We start from the raw sequence: 15,812 nt of genomic DNA, 5'->3' as shown, positions 1-15,812 counted from the left end.
AAAAAACGTCCGGCGTTGCGCGTCGCCGAACGTTTCCTTTCTCAGGAGCATCTTCAGAATAAGGGCTATACCCATTCCTTGATGGGATCAGTTGTTTTTCTTCTCCGTCGAATTGCCTCCGTTTGTGGCGCCAGAGGCTTTTTGCGCGCCATCGGGCGCCTTCTGCGCTCCATTCCCTTCACCGGTGATCATCGAATTTTTCCTTGCCATCGCCTGAGAAACGTCCATATGACCAGCCAAAGTCTCAATCTTTTTCCCCTCCACAAGGATCTGCACCTTCTGTATGGCCTGGAACTGTGTCAGTGTGTTGACGAGAGAGTATACGGTCAAGGTTTCACCGGCCGAGCCACCCTGATGGTTCTTTTGAATCTCCTTGCTCAGGTTGACCGTGCAAAGCCCATCCTTGCTGACATTGATGTCGAGCAGCCGCGTCCCCGTCGGGATCGTCGGCAGCGCGCCGGAGTTGATGTTGGGTCCCTTGAGCAACTCGGTGACTGCCGCTTTGGCGACACTTCCCGTTTTGGGAATCGACCGCTTTTCAGCGACCAGGTTCTGCCCTTTCGCATCGGCGAAATAGAGTGTGATCGACTGCTCCGGCCCGGGAGGAGATGATTCCGTCCTGGCCGTGCTTTCAACAGGCAGAGCTTGTCCCTGTGCAGTCGTCTGTTCCGTTTTGACAACCTGCTCGGTTTTGGCAGCGCCCGTCTCCTTGGTTTTCAAATCGTCCTTCATGGAGATAAAGCGATCGACGGCCGAACAACCGCCTAAACCGAAGGCGATGACGAGGGCCGTCACGATCAAGATGATGCCGGCTGACCAACTGCGCTCCCTGTCCATCTGTAGCTCCTCCTTATTCATTTATTATCTAATCCATACATATGGACAGGTTTGTCAATTTATTCCATTTTTTAAATCGCGCAGTTGCCCCTTTTTTGCAGTTCCCCTTTTTTAATGATGCATTCCGGAAAGAGCCGCCATCCCCAGGGCGCCTATGATCGCCCCGACCCAGGCCCATCGAGGCGATCGCTTGCTCGCTTCCGGCCACAGTTCGTCCCAGACGAGATAGGCCATAGCGCCCCCAGCCAAGGCGAGCAGCAGGGCGATCGATTGTGTCGACTGCGCCAGGATGCCGAATCCCAGCAGGGTGCCCAAAGGAGTAAAAAAAGCCATGACCAGCGTGAGAGCGATGATCTTCCACGGGACCATCCCGCTCATGCGCAGCGGCGCCGCCGTGGCGATCCCTTCCGGGATGTTGTGCAAACCGATGGCCAGCGCCACGACCCAACCGAGATGGCTCTCCGCCGCTGTACCGGCTGCGATGGCGATGCCCTCGGGAAAATCGTGCAGCGAGATGCCCAGGGCAATGAGGTAGCCCATCTTGCGCAACGGTCCGGCCTCTCTCCCCCGCTTTGACGAAAGGGTCACCTGGGTCAACAGGAAGTCACAGGCAGCGATGAGCAGCGCGCCCAAACAAAAGCCGCCGCTCACCGCCCCGATCCCGCCCCAGTTCCAGGCCGATGGGAGCAGATCGAAAGCGACGACACTGAGCATCACCCCAGCGGCGAAGCCAAGGAGACCGCTCAGCCTTCGCCCGCCCAGCGAGCCGAGCAACAGCACGCACAAAGCGCCGCCGGTTGTGGCCAAACCGGCAATGAGGCTAACGCCCAATATGGGAAGCATCAAACCGGGAACATGATCCACCATGGGTCGTTCCTTCCTTCCCTTCCACCTTCACCTGCTTGTTCGCAATCGATTCTCATTCTTGATCATAGTCAGCGCTTGGAAGGGAAAGAACGGGCAACATGCCACAAAAAAAGCGCCTTCCCGAAGGACTGCGCAAAGAAGGGAGTTCCACTTTAATTTTATGCCGAATCGCCGGCGCGGAGACCCAGGCCCGTTAAAATCATGTAAGCCACCCATATTCCGTCCTGAACTGGGGCAAACTGAAGGCGGAGGTCGTCTGCCATTTTTCACCTGAACAACGGGCGCACCAACATCATACTGATCCTCTCTGGACTGGCCACCGGTCTCATCAACGGCCTCATCGGCATCGGGGGCGGCACGATCGTCATCCCCTCGATGGTGTTCCTGCTCGGCGTCGCCCAGCACCAGGCCCATGGCACATCGTTGGCCGTGATCTTGCCGACCTCTGTCGCCAGCGCCTTTGTCTACTGGTGGAAAGGGCATTTCTCCTGGTCCCTCTTCTGGCCCATCGTGCTGACAGGGATCGCAGGCGCCTACCTTGGAGCGAGGCTGATGAACCGCCTCTCCCCCCACCGCTTGCGCCAACTGCTCGGACTCGTCATGATCGTGGCCGGAGCGCGACTGCTATGGAGATGATCACCCTATCGGTCATCGGCTTTTTCAGCGGCATCCTTAGCGGGCTCGCCGTCGGCGGCGGCACTCTCCTTGTGCCTGCCCTGATCCTCCTGCTGGATGTGCCGCAGCACCAAGCCCAGGCGCTGGCGCTGACCACCTTTTTACCCATGTCCGCCGTCGCCCTGGCTACCCACTTTAAAAACGGCAATGTGCGACCGAAGCTGGCCTTCCTGCTGGCCCTCGGGGCGATCACCGGCGCCATCGGCGGCGCCTTATTGGCCAACTACCTGCCGGGCGCGCTCTTGCGCAAGATTTTCGGCTTTTTCCTCGTCGGCATGGGCGGGTATGAACTGATCAGCCGACCCAAGAAAAAATAGTTTCATGGTTCTTAAAGAAGCTTCTCCAGGTCGAAGAGCCAAAACCCCTCTGTATGCCATTCCCCCGCCAACCCATTGAACTGGGTTGGCGCTTTTTCCTCGGGCCAGACGAGATAGCGGGCGCCTTCAGCCCGCACCCCCGCCAGGTAATCGGCGGTGCAGTCTTCGGGGGGAATAAACCAACCGAAGCGATGGCTGTTAAAGAGGCCGCGAGGAGAGCCCTCGGCGATGACCACCAGCGCGTCATCGGGCGTGATCTGTTCCAGCGCGCGGCTGACCGTAAGGATCCCCTTGTCCAGTTCATACCAACTGTCATAGGTCCAGGGCTGGTCACGCAGCCATCGTTCCGGCAACAAGCGCTGAAACGTGGCCGAGAGCAGAAAAGATCCCCCCACCAACACGAGCAGGACCATGCTTGCAGCGGTGGCGCGGCGAAACAGGACGGTCTCGCGCGCCGTCAACCGCTCCGCCGAAAGGCCCACCAGCAACGCCGCCAGCGGAACGGCGGGCAGAAAATAGTACTGCAGATTATTCAGCACATGGTTGCCGACCAGCAGGAAAAAGCCGGCCAAACCAGCCGCCCAGGCAGCGATCCAGAGGCGCTCCTGCGAAAAGAGACCGCGCAACAGGCCCAACAAAACCGGCAAGGCGAAAAAAGGCGTGCAGACGAAGAAAAAGAGGCCTCGTCCCACATCGCCATACCACTCCTCCGGGATCCCCTCCTGCAAAAGCCGGGCGGTAAAGGAGGTGGCAATGCTGGACACAAAGGGGTGCTCAGCGATCCCATGGATGGACCGGAGATAGATCAGCAAGGCCGCCGCTGGCACGAGCAGATAGGTGATTCCCACGGAAAGACTTCCCTTTTGTCCCGAACGGTGGGCCGACCACCACCAGATGAAAAGGGGCAGATAGACAATGGCTGCCGGCGGTTTGACGAGCACGGCCAGCGTCAGCCAGAGACACCCCCGCCGGGCATGGAACAGCGAACCCTCTCTGGACCAGACGAGGAAGTCGGCGAGGGCCGCGAGCGTCAAGGCGATCATGGGCACATCGGGCTGAAAAGAACGGGAGAAATAAACGTAGAAGGGCTGGACAGCCATGGTCAATGCGGCGACCAAACCAGGCCAGAGCCCCCAAAAATGCGCGCCGATCCGGTAGACCGACACGAGCGACCAGAGGGAAAACAGGATGATCACCGTGCGGGCCACCCAGGGCGTTTCTCCGAATATGTAGTACAATCCCGCTGTAATGGCAGGAACCAGCGAAAACTCCAGTTCGGCATAATTCGGCGGCGCGCCGTAATAGGGCAACTGCGGCCGCAAGAGATTGAACTCGCGCTCATAAAAGTAGCGAGCCACGGCGGCTGTGTCGCCCTGCCGCCAGCCGTGAAAATCGACAAAAGGCGAATCAATCCCCTTAAGCCGGAACAACAACCCCACCAGACAGATTGCGGCCAGCGCCCAAAAGGCAAAACTCCACTTGGCGTGCCGCCGGATCCCATTCAACTCTGCGCGACCATGACGACGCCGAAACAAATCACCAGCACCCCACCGACTCGAATCAGATTGACCGCTTCCCCCAAGAAGGCCCAGGAAGCGAAAAGCACAATCACATAACCCAGACTGACCAGCGGATAGGCCATACTGAGTTGAACCTTCGACACCGAGACGATCCAGATCAGCGAACTGACGCCGAAAAACAAAAGCCCCCCCAAAATGAGGGGGTTTTTCAGCATCTGCAGGATCAACTGCGGCAACACCTCGAAGAGCGGTCCGCTCCGGATATCGAGCCGGTTGGCGCCCATTTTCAAAAGCACCTGACCGACCGCCCCCAGAAAAACCGACAGAAGGATCAGATAAAGGCCGCTACCCAAGCCGTTCTTCATGCAGAATCTCCAATCTCGACACTTTCCGGGCCAGGAAGAAATACTGCAACACCGTTTCCAACACGGGCATCTTGCTCTGCCCCGCTTTGCGGTCATAGCGAAGCACCAGGGGCACCTCGCCAAAACGCAGGTTCAACGTTCTCATTTTTAATAATATCTCGGCCATGCATTGAAAGCCACTGGCCTCGATAAATTTTTCGCCAAAGCGGTCAAAGGCGCGACGCAACGCCCCGATGCGGTAAGCCCGGTACCCCGAGGAATAATCGCGGACGCCGTCAATGCCGAAGATCCAACCGAGCAGCGTCGATGCGCCCCAGGAAAGGACGCGGCGCAGCGGCGATAAACCCACCTGTTCGCCCCCCTCCTGGTATCGGGAAGCGATCACCACATCGGCGCCCCTGTCCAGCTTGTCCAACATGGACGGAATATGATTGGGATCATGGGTATCGTCGGCATCCATCGTGACGACCACATCGCCATCGGCGCCATGTTCGCAGACCCAGCGCAGACCGGTCTTCATGGCGCAACCGAGGCCCCGGTTTTTCCCATGGCGGACAACCGTCACCGCCATCCGATCGGCAAACCCTTCGGCAACGGTTGCCGTTTCATCGGAAGAACCATCATCGACAACCACGATCTGCAGTTTGGGATAGCGCGCCTGTAGAAGAAGGAACTTTTCTAACAACTTCGGCAACGCAACAGCTTCATTATAAGCGGGTAGCAACACAAACAGGACAAACGCCTTCCTTCGAATGAGAATCAGATCTCTTTTTTACACCATAACCATTTTAGAGTCCTACCGGTCGTAACGCAAGCTTCTATAATCCCTCGGGGAGATAGCCATACATTTCCTTGAACACCTCGGAAACGACGCGCCGCTCTTGCTCATCAAACATGCGGGTGATCGAGAACTCCACGACTGTCGTCTGTTTGCCGTTCGGCAACGCATGGATCTCACAGCGCTGGATGCGGCCGATGCCGATCGTTTCCTCACGATTCGTCACGATCAACACCGGCATGCCGACGGGGTACATGCGCCCGCCTTCCCGGGTGAAGCCGAGGATGATGTTGCCGTGGGTGCGTTTCCAGAGCAGTTGATCGCCAGGACTTTGGGAAGGTTCTGTCGGGAGTTCCTCCACCGGAAGTCGAAGAACCCAGGTGAATTCAAATGTATAGCCCAAAGAGGCATTCCTCCTCCATTTTCGACCCCATTCGTCACCATCATTAGTATGTACACATTTCTGAAAAATTTCCAGGATAAGAACAGGTCGTTCCCGCACAATAACAGGAGATTAGGAACGTACATGGCCTGTAATCGGACACCAAGATAGACCATTGCAAAAATGGCAATTTTACAGGCGGCGCTTCGGGAGGAATGACGATCGCATTGGGACGGATCACCTGTCTCAGCCAGCTGGAATTTGAGCCTCTCCCCCACCAGATCGACGCCGCCTGGCGGGCCCTCTACCCCATGGGCGGACGGGCGATCCTGGCCGATGAAGTGGGCCTGGGCAAAACGATCGAAGCAGGCCTCTTCCTAAAAGAACTGCAACAGCGGGGGCAGTTGAACAAAACGCTCATCCTCACCCCCAAAAACCTGACCGGTCAATGGGCCAGCGAGATGCGCAACAAATTCGGCTTCCCCTGCTGGGTCAACAAACGGGAGTACGGCTGGCACTGGCATCCCTTTGTTGTCACATCCATCGATCTAGCCAAGCGTTCCCCCCACGCCGACATCATCCGTGAAATCCCCTATGACGCCGTCATTATCGACGAGGCCCACCGGTTGAAAAACCCACGCTCCGGCAACTACCAGTTTGCCCGCACCTTAACCGCCAAAAACCTGCTGTTGCTGACGGCGACACCGGTGCAAAACGACCTGAAGGAACTCTTCCATCTGGTCGACCTGTTGCGGCCCGGCTATTTCGGCAGCTACGCCGACTTCCAATCGGCCTTCCTGAAGGGCAAGCGAGAACCGAAAGACGCCAAAGAACTGCAGGACATCCTCTCAGGCGTTCTTATCCGCCACCACCGGGAACAATGCGCCATCAAGATGCCCAAACGGCATGTTCACCTGCTCCCCATCGACCTCAGCGAGCCTGAGCGCGAGCTCTACAACGCTGTCATCCAGTACCTGCGCGGTGAATTCCGCCGCCGCAAGGAGAGCCGCAAGAGCACCCTCGGCCTGCTCATCCTGCTCCGCGAGATCTGTTCCAGTTCCTTCGCCGCCCTCGGCACCATCGAGACGATGGGCCTGGAGGAACTGGTGCCTCTCGCCCGCAAGATCCGCCAAAACGCCAAGGGCCATGTGGTCACCGAATTCCTCAAACAAAATCGCGAAAAAGTGGTCATCTTCACCGAATACGTTCAGACCATGGACTACCTGGCCCTTCACCTGCAAGCCGCCGGCATTCCTGTCCTCGTCTACCATGGCGGGCTGGGCCGTTGGACCCGGGCCATGACCCAACACCAGTTTCAAAAAAGCGACGTGCCCGTGCTGATCTCGACCGAGTCAGGCGGCGAGGGCATCAACCTGCAGTTCTGCAGCCAGGTGATCAACTATGACCTACCCTGGAACCCTATGCGGGTGGAACAGCGCATCGGCCGTGTTCACCGCCTCGGTCAAAGCCGCGATGTTCACGTCTACAACCTGAGCACGCGGGGAACCATCGAAGAACGAATGCTGCGGCTGCTCTCCGAAAAGATTGAGATGTTCGCTCAAACGATCGGCCCCATCGAACGGATCCTTTACAGCCAAAAGGTCGAGGGGAATTTGGAAAAACACGCCCTCGAATACCTGCTTGATCTACAAGAGGAGATCAATCGCGAACAAGAAAAGACGCCCCTGACCGCCTCGGTTCCCCAGGAGTTCCAGGCAGTCCCGGCGCCGTTGTTCTTCTTTTAACTAGGTCGAGTGCCAGTTGCGAAATCCCTCGCCGAGCACCTCATGGACTTCGTTGATGATCATGAACGCTCTCGGGTCGATCTCATAGACAAGCGACTTCAGCCGGACCAGTTCGGAGCGGCTGACGACACAGTAGAGGACGTTTTTCTCGGCATCGGTGTAGACACCGCGGGCGTTGAAGACCGTGGCGCCCCGTTCCAGTTCTTCGAGGACGCGCTGAGCGATCTCCGGGGATTTCTCCGAGATGATCATGGCCGCCCGGGCTGTGTAAGCACCCTCTTGAACGAAGTCGATGATCCGGCTGGCCACGAAGACAGCGACCAGGGTGTACATGGCAACCGATTGGCCAAAGATAAAGCCGACCGATGTGATCACCACCACATCAACCATGAAGAGGACGCGGCCCATGGGCAACCCCCAACGGTGGTTCACCAGGCGGGCGACGATGTCGCCGCCGCCTGTCGAGCCGCCAAACAAAAAAATGACCCCCAAACCGAGGCCGATGGCCGACCCCCCGTACAGAGAAGCCAGCAGCAGGTCTCCCGGCATGGGGGATTGAAAGGCGTGGGTCAGGTCAACACCGATCGAAGCGACCACGGTGCCCAGGACTGTCTTCAGGGCAAACTCGGTGCCGAGGACCCGCCAGCCGATGGCGAAGAGGGGGATGTTCATGATCAGATAGGTTGAACCGACAGGCCAGCCGAAGAGATAGTGCAGCGTCAGCGCCACGCCGGTCAGGCCGCCCTCGGCCAGATGGTTGGCGATGATGAAATAGTTCAGGCCGAATGCGAAAATCAAGCCCCCAAAAGTAATGCCCAAGACATCCTTCAGCCAACTGCGGATATCTTTTTTCAATGCTTTTCCGTCCTTCCATCCCCTGTTAGCGTGCCCGGGATGGCGGCGTCTCAATCAGCGCAGCACGTCCTGGATGAAAACAGTGGTATCCTTGATCATATCATATTCTTTCGGTTCGACGAAGCGGTGGCGTTCCAGAAGCACCCGCACGACAGGCCGCATGGGGATCGACCTGTTCTGGTCGACGACAACACCGATCTCGCCGGTGGAGAGACGAACCGAAATGCCCGTGGGATAGGTAGCGACGTTTTTTAAAAAGAGTTGGACAAGGCTCAAATCAAGGTAACGGCCCGATAACCCCATCAGGACCTCACAGGCTTGGTGGGGCGCCAACGGCTTAGCGCCCATGGCGCCGTTGATCAGCTTATCATAGAGATCAACAATGGCCACAATCTTTGCGTACAGGTGGATATCCCCATCGTCAATCCCCCGGGGAAAGCCCGTTCCATCGACACGCTCATGGTGTTGATAGGCCACATGGGCTGCCACGATGCTCAGTTCGCCTGTCCGGCGGATGATATTGAAACCCTCTTCGGCGTGTTTTTCATAGATTTCTCGCTCTTCCGCCCCGAGACGATCCTCGCCCTTGTCGAGGATCTCCTTGGGCACCATCGTCAGCCCAACATCATGAAGCAACGCTCCGATGGCGAGATCTTGAAGACGATGCCGGTCGAGCGAGCGAGCAATACCGAGCATGGTGGCCATCACGCAAACGGAAACGCTGTGGGGGAGCAGCCAATTTTCCTTCGTGCGAATATCCATCAAGTTGACCAGAACACCGTGGCTGTTCAGGCAATCCTCAATGACCCCATTGACGGAACCTTTGATCTTTGCGCCGTCGATTTTTTTGCCGGAACGGACATAATCGGTGGCTTCTTTCAAGTTTTGCAACGCTTCCCGGCGCGTCTCCTCACTGATCGCATCCTCGACATGGACATCCTGGAAACGGTCATCTTCTATATAAATCGCCGATATGCCAAGGTTTTTCAATTTTGAGATGTAGCCGGCTGTCAGCACGACTCCCTTGCCCAGCAAGACCTGTCCATCGGACGTAAAGATCGGACGAGCCAACTTATCGCCGATTGTGACAAATTCAATCCCCATTTGGCGCACTTTACCGTTCCTCCCTACCGTCATATGGGGGCCAGCAACCTGAATCCGCGGTAACCACCGGAGCCGCCTTCATCAAAAAACCCCTGCATGATCAGTTTAGAAAAGAAAAGCGGTTTTCGTTCCGCACGAAAACCACTTCGCTTTCATGAGTGATAAGAATGCAACCGCTTACGAAGCGACAAACACCGGGGCGTCCGTAACTTCCGCCGCTTCTGGTTCGCATCTTTCAATGATGTAGGCCCTATCGCCGCTCTTCAACAGGCCTGCGTTGGCCTCATCGGTGTCCAGATGAAATTCCAGGGCCATCGTCTCGCCAGCCCGAACGATCACGTTCTGAAAAAGGACGCTCCGCTCGCCGCCAAAGGCGACAGTGATGCGATCCTTATCCTTCAGATGGAGGGCTTCCGCTTCTGTCGAGTGGATATGCAGGTGCCGCGCCGCGATGATCACGCCCTCCTTCAGGATCACCGTGCCCTTGGGACCGATCAGCACGCAACCGGGCGAGCCGGCCAGATCGCCGGAATCACGGACAGGCGGTTGAAGCCCAAGGACAAAGGAGTCACTGCGGGAGACCTCAACCTGGGTCTGTTTGCGCGTCGGCCCCAGGATGCGCACGTTTTGGATAACACCTTTCGGTCCGGCGACGATGAGCACCTCTTTACAGGCAAACTGGCCCGGCTGTCCGAGCGGCTTCATTTCCGTCAACTTGTAACCGCTCCCGAAGAGGATGTCCAAATCAGCCTGGGAAAGGTGAATGTGCCGGTTGGAAACACCGACCGGTACTTGCACGGGTACATTGTATTTCATCGACGAATAACTTCTCCTTCCCCATATTGCCCGGGAATTCTCCCGTTTATATTATGTATTAATTATACTCAAGTCTGCCGAGGACTCGCAAGCATGGGAGAACAAAAAACACTCATCACAATCGTCGTAATAGCGCCAAAAATCAGACTTTTAAGACCAAAAGAAAAACCCTCCGCAGAGGGTCCTTCTTCCATACCTCTTATTCGCAGCCGCAACCGCAACCGCAAGACTCGTCACCTTTACCGGCGACCTTGTTCAGTTCTTCGATCAGTTTATCCACATCGATGCCGTGCGCGCGGGCGCCTTGCCCGATGTTCTCAAAGCGGGCCGCCGAGCAGCCCAGGCAGCTCATGCCGAAGCTCATGAAAACAGGCACCGTATTGGGAAACTTGGCCACGCATTCGCCAATACCCATGGTTTCGGTGATCATCATTTGGCAACACCTCCTTTGGGGGAGTTGTCAGTACCCCCTGAGGGGATTATACCTCAGGTTCCAACTTCGCGCAATGACATGACTCCCGCGTCAAAACCGATTTTATCGCCAGATACAAGCATTCCCCTGTTCCGGTTTTTTCTCGCGTGAGACTGCCCATCACGCGCCGGGGGTTTGCGGTCACCTTGTCGTTCCCTGGATCTGCTGGAGCGCTCCTGCCTCCGTTTCATCCAGTTCAAAGACCCGATCCAGTTTCGTCATGACAAAGATCTCGTAGATGACCGGAACGACACAGGCGATTCGCAATCGCCCCTTGTTCTTAAGAGTCGTCTTCAAAATCGACACAAGAAAGCCAAGGCCGGTCGAATCAATGAAGCCGACGCCGCAGAAGTTAAAGATGAACTTCCGCCGTCCCAGTTCGATATGCGGGACAACATGGTTCCGAAAGGCAGCCGCGCCCAAGGCGTCAAAATCGCCCGACAGGGTGAAGATTTCCACGTCTCCCACGTTCCGGGAGTCATAGCGCAGCATTCCTTCCAGCCCCCTTTCTAAAGAAAGGCGAAATTCTACGCAGGTGTGATCACACCCTGGCAGAATCGCTTACTGGGGGAGAAAGAGTCCCACCTATCCAGGCGGGGGGTAATCAGACGTCATGCCAAACCCAAAGAACCGAGGATCAATTCAAGAGAACCTTCTTCCGGGATCAGGAAAAGAGAGCCGGCGATCTGCTGTCCCTCGCCAACAAACTCGGTGGCCAGCAGCAGGGCATGATCGCCCACCTCGGCGATGGATGTCAGCACTACGCTGATGATCGCCGCCGCCATGTCAATGGCCAGGGCGGGAACAGACTGCTCGAAGGTGAGGCGCGTGAACATGGCCAGGGCGCTGAGGTAGGTGCCTGCCAGGATGTTCCCCACTTCTTTGAGAGCCGATGTTTCCATCTCGCCGATCCCCTGGGTCGTCCCGGGGGGAAAGCCCATCAACATGTCCACAAGAGCCTTTGCCGAATCAATGGGCAAGACAAAAAGCAGGTTCGCCGGCGCCTTGCCTTCCACGCGCAGGTATACGCCGGCAACCAAAGTTTCCGGTCCACCCATGTGGTCGGCCACATGATCAAAGGGCACAACCCCCAGCGAAGGGACCTTCATGTCGATCGCTTTTTGAACCATCTGAGAAAGGGCCGTGGCCGAGTTGCCGGCGCCCACGTTCCCCACTTCCCGCAACGCATCCATCTGCATAGGGGTCAAACTCAAAAAATCCATGGCCCCTCACTCCTTTGCCGCACTCACCAACGCGAGGGCATCCTCTTCGGAGTCGACGATGGCGATCACCTTGTTGAGTCGCACGATTTCAAAGACCTGACGGATCACATCCCTGAGTCCGAAAACCGACAGTTGCAGGTTGTCCGATTGCAGCTGTTTATAATAAGCCACCAAGGCCCCCAGACCGGAACTGCTGATAAAAACGACATCGGTAAAATTCAACACGATGGCTTCACATTTCTCTGTCACCGCTTCTGTCAAGGCCTTCTTAAACCGTTCGAGGCCGAGACCATCGATCTCGCCTTGCAAATCGACGATATTGCACGAGCCGAGCTTGCGCGTCCTGTACTCTAACACCCGCGCCATCCCCTTTTCTTAAAAAACAAAATTTATTTATCTTTTAATTCCCACTTTTTTTTAGCATACCATCAGATCGGCTATCTGGCAAGGTTGAGGCCCGTAAGGAGCGGCGCCAGCAACGCCTCCGACTCAAAGCGAAGGGAAAGCCCCGCCGTCTCACTCCATGGACCCGGCGGGTAGTCGGACAGACGCAATCCCCTGGCAGTCAATTCCGCTCCCTTTGAAGAAAGAAGGAGTCGACGAACCAACTCATCCTCGCCGGCATTCAGGAGCCGCTGACGCAGTTTTTCGGCGCGGTGAGAGACAGGACAACAGAAATAGGTTCGGCAGACAAGGGGGCGAAAGGCATGGCGGTGGCAGCGATGGGTCGAGTGGTTAAAAAGGCCGCACCAACCATCTTCGGTGCGGCGAAGGGTGATGTCAACGGCCCTTCCCCGGGTATGGATGTGACCAAATGCCTCAATGGCTTGCAGCAGGTCCTCTGCCGTCACCACCCCGGCGCTCTGCGCCCGCTCGGCCACATCGGGCAACGACAGGGCCAGGCGAACCGCGTCGGCCACTGTCAAGGGGATCCGCTCTCGGCAACAACCGGGACATCCCTCACAGGCGTTCCACCCTGTTCGGTTACAGCCTTGACGGAGAGCCGTCCAGATCGAACGTTCAAAAAAAGCATCCACTGCCCCCAGGTAATCGGCCACTGTAGCGCCGGGGTGGCAGGCAGTCACGTCATAGCCGAGGCCGTCAGGAAACTCTCGCCGCTCCAGCACAACCCGTTCCATATTACAGGGACTCCTCGAAGTGACCGGAGTGATGCAATGCCTGCAGCACCCGGGCGATCTCGCGACAGAGAGGCGCCAGTTCGAGACGCTCCGTATTCAACGGAACAGGCCAACGGTAGAAGGCATAGGCGCGGTGGACATGGACGACCTGATCGGGCGCAACAGAGATCTCAAAGTTCACCTCGGGAAAATTGCGGTGATCGACGATCCCCATGATGATGTTTTGCACAGTCCGGGTCAGGAAACCGGCCGACTCAAAGTCTTTGGCCGGAAAATAGTATTTGATCTCCAGTTCCAGCGCATCGGCCATCGCGCCGTCGCGGGAGAGGAAACCCGGCGCCATCCGAAAACCGCTGGGCGGTGGCGCTTCGTGGCCGTAAACGGAACGGGCCGTCTGAACGGCGTCCCAAACAAAGGCGATTTCCGCCCGGATCTCTGAACCGGCGCTCGCTCCCGGAACCTGACAGTAGCAACGGAACTCGCGGAGACAGGTGCTTGTTTCAATGAAATTTTGCACCTCAAAAGGCTCCAAGCCCGAATCCTCCATTGCGGCCAACAGGTCATCCCAAACATCTTCGTATGTCAGCATGCTAGACTCCTTGGTTGATTTTTCCGTCCTCGCTAGGCAGAAAGGTCATCGTCGGCCCGGTAACAGATAGACGCTCGCGGCGATTCCCAGATGCGAACCGTCGCCACGCGGACATGGGGGTGATTCGCCTTCAGCCAACCTGCCAGCTCATGAAAAAAGTAACAAGACAGGTTTTCCGCCGTCGGGTTGCGGTGTTGAAAATAGTCGTGCTCATTGATCATCCGGTGGTCCAGTTGATCACAGATCGCCTTGACCGCCTTTTTTACTTCCTTAAAATCGATGAGCATCCCGAGATCGTCCAGTTCACGCCCCATCAGGGTCACTTCCACCTGCCAGGTGTGACCATGCACCCGAGCGCAATCGCCGGGGTAGTCCCGGAGAAAATGGGCGGCGTCAAAATGGGTTTGCACGATCAGTTCATACATAGCCGATCCACTCCTCAATGCGTTTTCGGACCTCCTCCGGCAGAGGACCTCCGTCAGGCAGTATGCGGCCCAGGCGGGCCGACGGCTTGCCGCTTCCGTGGAAATCGCTTCCCCCGGTGACATAGAGGCCTATTTCTGCAGCCAGTCGGACAAACTTACGGATATCGTCGAAGGAATGCTCCGGGTAATAGGCTTCAATGCCCGCCAGACCGGCAGCCTTTAAGCGCTGCAACAGCCTGAGCAGTTCCGAATAGGATTGTTCGGGCAGAAAAACAGGGTGTGCCAGCACAGGGATGCCCCCGGCGCGGCGCAGCAGCGCGATCCCTTCCTCGGGCAGAAGCCGTTCTTTTTTCACATAGGCCGGCTTGCCGCTGCCGAGGTAGCGGGCGAAGGCTTCATCGACAGAGGCGACGATGCCTTTTTTGACCAGCACCCGACCGAAGTGGGGACGACCGATGACCGTGCTCCCCGCCTCCTGCGCCACTTCTTCCATAGTAATCGGAATTCCCATGGACCGCAACAGTTCAATGATTTTGGGATTCCGTTCTTCCCGGTACTGGATCAACTGCTGCAAGCCCGCCCGGAGGGCGGGGTGATCGGGATCGATATGATAGCCCAGGAGATGCATCTCTCGCTGTTCATGGTCGACGCTCAGTTCCACTCCGGCCAGGACCGTAACGCCCAGTTCTTTCCCCGCTTCCCGCGCCTCAGCGACACCATCGATGGTGTCGTGATCGGTCAACGCCATCAGGCCCACTCCCTCGCGCCTGGCCGCGGCGACCAGTTCACGCGGCGTCAACGAACCATCGGACGCTGTCGAGTGGGTATGCAAGTCCATCTTGCTCATCCGGTTCCCCTTCCTGCTCGGCCGCTCCCGACAAATGGGCCTATCCCAACAGATCGACCGCTCCTCCCCCATCGGATGGGGATATTCCTATTTAACGACTGCACTATCATCCTTGACATCTAATCATTTGGCTAGTCCCGGGGAAAAACCTGCCGAGGTTGGAGAAAAAAACAGAGCCCTTGCGGGCTCTGCACTGCTGATGGGGTAACCTATCCTCTTCCGCCGGTTCCTCCTGGATCTGTTTCGGTCCTTACTTGAAGTACCGGTCCAACATCCCTTTGAGCATCTGGGCGTGCCGGGCTTCATCCTTGGAGGACTCATCGAAGAAATCATGGGCGGCGTCGATGTCGTTTTGCTTCGCCTCAGTGGCGGCCATCTTCTTGCCCTTGTTGGCGCCAATCTCACCGGCCAGCATTTTCTCCAGATTTTCCTTCGTCGACTCGGAAATCATCCCGTTCAGTTCAGCAAAGTGTGCGGCATGTTCCGCTTCTTCCCAGGCGATGCGCTTCAGCACTTCCGCCACTTCCGGATACCCCTGCCGTTGGGCTTGGCGGGCCATGGCCAGATACAGGCCGGTCTCTTGGGTTTCGCCGCGGAAATTGGCATTGACGGCGTCTTCAACAACAGTGCCCTTCGTGACACCCAGTTTTACTTCATTCACAAAATCCATGTTTGTTACCCTCCTGTTAATAATAACTGTTATCGATTTCTGGTATTAGTATAGCCACCTGCTCTGCCATTGTCAACCATGATCCAGCAAATTTATCTTGATCAACCGGTAGTATGGTCAGTCGGTCCCTCCCGTATGCACGGACGGCAATAACCAGAGACGCTGAAGAAAACAAAAAAAGACCGC

At 56.9% G+C, this 15,812-nt stretch carries 21 protein-coding genes; 3 read left to right on the top strand and 18 right to left on the bottom strand.

All coding sequences use genetic code 11. The features are described from left to right. Positions 1-87: 87 nt before the first annotated feature. Positions 88-837, bottom strand: a complete 750-nt coding sequence (locus tag GTO89_RS00935; RefSeq protein ID WP_161260180.1) for a GerMN domain-containing protein — start codon at positions 835-837, stop codon at positions 88-90. A gap of 111 nt (positions 838-948) precedes the next feature. Beyond that, the gene (locus tag GTO89_RS00930; RefSeq protein WP_235920153.1) at positions 949-1,704 is read right to left on the bottom strand and encodes a ZIP family metal transporter; all 756 of its coding nucleotides are present in this window, start codon (positions 1,702-1,704) and stop codon (positions 949-951) included. A gap of 261 nt (positions 1,705-1,965) precedes the next feature. Here GTO89_RS00930 and GTO89_RS00925 point away from each other — a divergent pair, with 261 nt between their 5' ends. Together GTO89_RS00925 and GTO89_RS00920 are read left to right on the top strand one after the other, a co-directional pair. Next, a complete protein-coding gene (locus GTO89_RS00925; RefSeq protein ID WP_328793845.1) occupies positions 1,966-2,340 on the top strand; it encodes a sulfite exporter TauE/SafE family protein in 375 nt (124 codons plus the stop codon). Continuing rightward, complete coding sequence (locus tag GTO89_RS00920; RefSeq protein WP_161260179.1) at positions 2,331-2,696, top strand: sulfite exporter TauE/SafE family protein; 366 nt, start codon at positions 2,331-2,333, stop codon at positions 2,694-2,696. The genes GTO89_RS00925 and GTO89_RS00920 overlap by 10 nt, the downstream gene beginning before the upstream one ends. Before the next feature lie 11 nt (positions 2,697-2,707). On the opposite strand, the gene GTO89_RS00915 is transcribed toward GTO89_RS00920, so the two are convergent. The 4 genes from GTO89_RS00915 to GTO89_RS00900 form a co-directional block, all read right to left on the bottom strand. Beyond that, entirely contained in the window at positions 2,708-4,231 is a 1,524-nt protein-coding gene (locus GTO89_RS00915) for an ArnT family glycosyltransferase (RefSeq protein WP_161260178.1), read from the bottom strand. Next, positions 4,198-4,581: a DMT family transporter gene (locus GTO89_RS00910; RefSeq protein ID WP_161260177.1), complete on the bottom strand. Its 384-nt coding sequence runs from the start codon at positions 4,579-4,581 to the stop codon at positions 4,198-4,200. The genes GTO89_RS00915 and GTO89_RS00910 overlap by 34 nt, the downstream gene beginning before the upstream one ends. Beyond that, the gene (locus tag GTO89_RS00905) at positions 4,562-5,308 is read right to left on the bottom strand and encodes a glycosyltransferase family 2 protein (RefSeq protein WP_328793836.1); all 747 of its coding nucleotides are present in this window, start codon (positions 5,306-5,308) and stop codon (positions 4,562-4,564) included. Before GTO89_RS00905 ends, GTO89_RS00910 begins: the two co-directional genes overlap by 20 nt. 91 nt (positions 5,309-5,399) lie before the next feature. After that, positions 5,400-5,762 (bottom strand): hypothetical protein, encoded by a 363-nt coding sequence (locus GTO89_RS00900; protein WP_161260175.1) that lies wholly within the window; start codon positions 5,760-5,762, stop codon positions 5,400-5,402. A gap of 194 nt (positions 5,763-5,956) precedes the next feature. On the opposite strand from GTO89_RS00900, the gene GTO89_RS00895 reads away from it, so the two are divergent. Further along, positions 5,957-7,486 carry a DEAD/DEAH box helicase gene (locus GTO89_RS00895; protein WP_161260174.1) on the top strand — a complete coding sequence of 510 codons (1,530 nt, stop codon included), beginning with the start codon at positions 5,957-5,959 and terminating at the stop codon, positions 7,484-7,486. Here GTO89_RS00895 and GTO89_RS00890 read toward each other — a convergent pair whose 3' ends face one another. The 12 genes from GTO89_RS00890 to GTO89_RS00835 all read right to left on the bottom strand — a co-directional run bounded on the left by GTO89_RS00890 (position 7,487) and on the right by GTO89_RS00835 (position 15,626). Beyond that, positions 7,487-8,341, bottom strand: a complete 855-nt coding sequence (locus GTO89_RS00890) for a YitT family protein (RefSeq protein ID WP_161260173.1) — start codon at positions 8,339-8,341, stop codon at positions 7,487-7,489. It lies immediately after the preceding gene. Between the two features lie 54 nt (positions 8,342-8,395). Next, the gene (locus GTO89_RS00885; protein WP_235920174.1) at positions 8,396-9,445 is read right to left on the bottom strand and encodes an HD-GYP domain-containing protein; all 1,050 of its coding nucleotides are present in this window, start codon (positions 9,443-9,445) and stop codon (positions 8,396-8,398) included. Positions 9,446-9,622: 177 nt separating this feature from the next. Beyond that, on the bottom strand, positions 9,623-10,261 hold the full coding sequence (gene pduL / locus GTO89_RS00880) for a phosphate propanoyltransferase (protein ID WP_161260171.1): 639 nt from the start codon (positions 10,259-10,261) through the stop codon (positions 9,623-9,625). A 199-nt stretch (positions 10,262-10,460) separates the two neighbouring features. Then, on the bottom strand, positions 10,461-10,694 hold the full coding sequence (locus tag GTO89_RS00875; protein ID WP_161260170.1) for a DUF1858 domain-containing protein: 234 nt from the start codon (positions 10,692-10,694) through the stop codon (positions 10,461-10,463). A 180-nt stretch (positions 10,695-10,874) separates the two neighbouring features. Continuing rightward, on the bottom strand, positions 10,875-11,225 hold the full coding sequence (locus GTO89_RS00870) for an STAS domain-containing protein (protein ID WP_161260169.1): 351 nt from the start codon (positions 11,223-11,225) through the stop codon (positions 10,875-10,877). A 119-nt stretch (positions 11,226-11,344) separates the two neighbouring features. Beyond that, entirely contained in the window at positions 11,345-11,956 is a 612-nt protein-coding gene (locus GTO89_RS00865; protein WP_161260168.1) for a chemotaxis protein CheC, read from the bottom strand. 6 nt (positions 11,957-11,962) lie between these two features. After that, positions 11,963-12,313, bottom strand: a complete 351-nt coding sequence (locus GTO89_RS00860) for an STAS domain-containing protein (protein WP_161260167.1) — start codon at positions 12,311-12,313, stop codon at positions 11,963-11,965. A gap of 80 nt (positions 12,314-12,393) precedes the next feature. After that, positions 12,394-13,095, bottom strand: a complete 702-nt coding sequence (locus GTO89_RS00855) for a YkgJ family cysteine cluster protein (protein WP_161260166.1) — start codon at positions 13,093-13,095, stop codon at positions 12,394-12,396. A gap of 1 nt (position 13,096) precedes the next feature. Beyond that, a complete protein-coding gene (locus GTO89_RS00850; RefSeq protein ID WP_161260165.1) occupies positions 13,097-13,684 on the bottom strand; it encodes a hypothetical protein in 588 nt (195 codons plus the stop codon). A gap of 32 nt (positions 13,685-13,716) precedes the next feature. Beyond that, complete coding sequence (gene queD / locus GTO89_RS00845; RefSeq protein WP_161260164.1) at positions 13,717-14,109, bottom strand: 6-carboxytetrahydropterin synthase QueD; 393 nt, start codon at positions 14,107-14,109, stop codon at positions 13,717-13,719. After that, positions 14,102-14,956: a PHP domain-containing protein gene (locus GTO89_RS00840; RefSeq protein WP_161260163.1), complete on the bottom strand. Its 855-nt coding sequence runs from the start codon at positions 14,954-14,956 to the stop codon at positions 14,102-14,104. The genes queD and GTO89_RS00840 overlap by 8 nt, the downstream gene beginning before the upstream one ends. A gap of 250 nt (positions 14,957-15,206) precedes the next feature. After that, positions 15,207-15,626: a ferritin-like domain-containing protein gene (locus GTO89_RS00835; RefSeq protein WP_161260162.1), complete on the bottom strand. Its 420-nt coding sequence runs from the start codon at positions 15,624-15,626 to the stop codon at positions 15,207-15,209. Positions 15,627-15,812 lie beyond the last annotated feature (186 nt).

Source organism: Heliomicrobium gestii (assembly GCF_009877435.1).
GTDB lineage: Bacteria > Bacillota > Desulfitobacteriia > Heliobacteriales > Heliobacteriaceae > Heliomicrobium > Heliomicrobium gestii.
This window is presented reverse-complemented; position numbering and strand designations above follow the sequence as displayed.

Bases quoted from the DNA above. Each gene is read 5' to 3' on its own strand.
- GTO89_RS00935 (WP_161260180.1), bottom strand. From the start codon at position 837: ATGGACAGGGAGCGCAGTTGGTCAGCCGGCATCATCTTGATCGTGACG.
- GTO89_RS00930 (WP_235920153.1), bottom strand. From the start codon at position 1,704: ATGGTGGATCATGTTCCCGGTTTGATGCTTCCCATATTGGGCGTTAGC.
- GTO89_RS00920 (WP_161260179.1), top strand. From the start codon at position 2,331: ATGGAGATGATCACCCTATCGGTCATCGGCTTTTTCAGCGGCATCCTT.
- GTO89_RS00910 (WP_161260177.1), bottom strand. From the start codon at position 4,581: ATGAAGAACGGCTTGGGTAGCGGCCTTTATCTGATCCTTCTGTCGGTT.
- GTO89_RS00895 (WP_161260174.1), top strand. From the start codon at position 5,957: ATGACGATCGCATTGGGACGGATCACCTGTCTCAGCCAGCTGGAATTT.
- GTO89_RS00885 (WP_235920174.1), bottom strand. From the start codon at position 9,445: ATGGGGATTGAATTTGTCACAATCGGCGATAAGTTGGCTCGTCCGATC.
- pduL (WP_161260171.1), bottom strand. From the start codon at position 10,261: ATGAAATACAATGTACCCGTGCAAGTACCGGTCGGTGTTTCCAACCGG.
- GTO89_RS00875 (WP_161260170.1), bottom strand. From the start codon at position 10,694: ATGATGATCACCGAAACCATGGGTATTGGCGAATGCGTGGCCAAGTTT.
- GTO89_RS00870 (WP_161260169.1), bottom strand. From the start codon at position 11,225: ATGCTGCGCTATGACTCCCGGAACGTGGGAGACGTGGAAATCTTCACC.
- GTO89_RS00865 (WP_161260168.1), bottom strand. From the start codon at position 11,956: ATGGATTTTTTGAGTTTGACCCCTATGCAGATGGATGCGTTGCGGGAA.
- GTO89_RS00855 (WP_161260166.1), bottom strand. From the start codon at position 13,095: ATGGAACGGGTTGTGCTGGAGCGGCGAGAGTTTCCTGACGGCCTCGGC.
- GTO89_RS00850 (WP_161260165.1), bottom strand. From the start codon at position 13,684: ATGCTGACATACGAAGATGTTTGGGATGACCTGTTGGCCGCAATGGAG.
- queD (WP_161260164.1), bottom strand. From the start codon at position 14,109: ATGTATGAACTGATCGTGCAAACCCATTTTGACGCCGCCCATTTTCTC.
- GTO89_RS00840 (WP_161260163.1), bottom strand. From the start codon at position 14,956: ATGAGCAAGATGGACTTGCATACCCACTCGACAGCGTCCGATGGTTCG.
- GTO89_RS00835 (WP_161260162.1), bottom strand. From the start codon at position 15,626: ATGGATTTTGTGAATGAAGTAAAACTGGGTGTCACGAAGGGCACTGTT.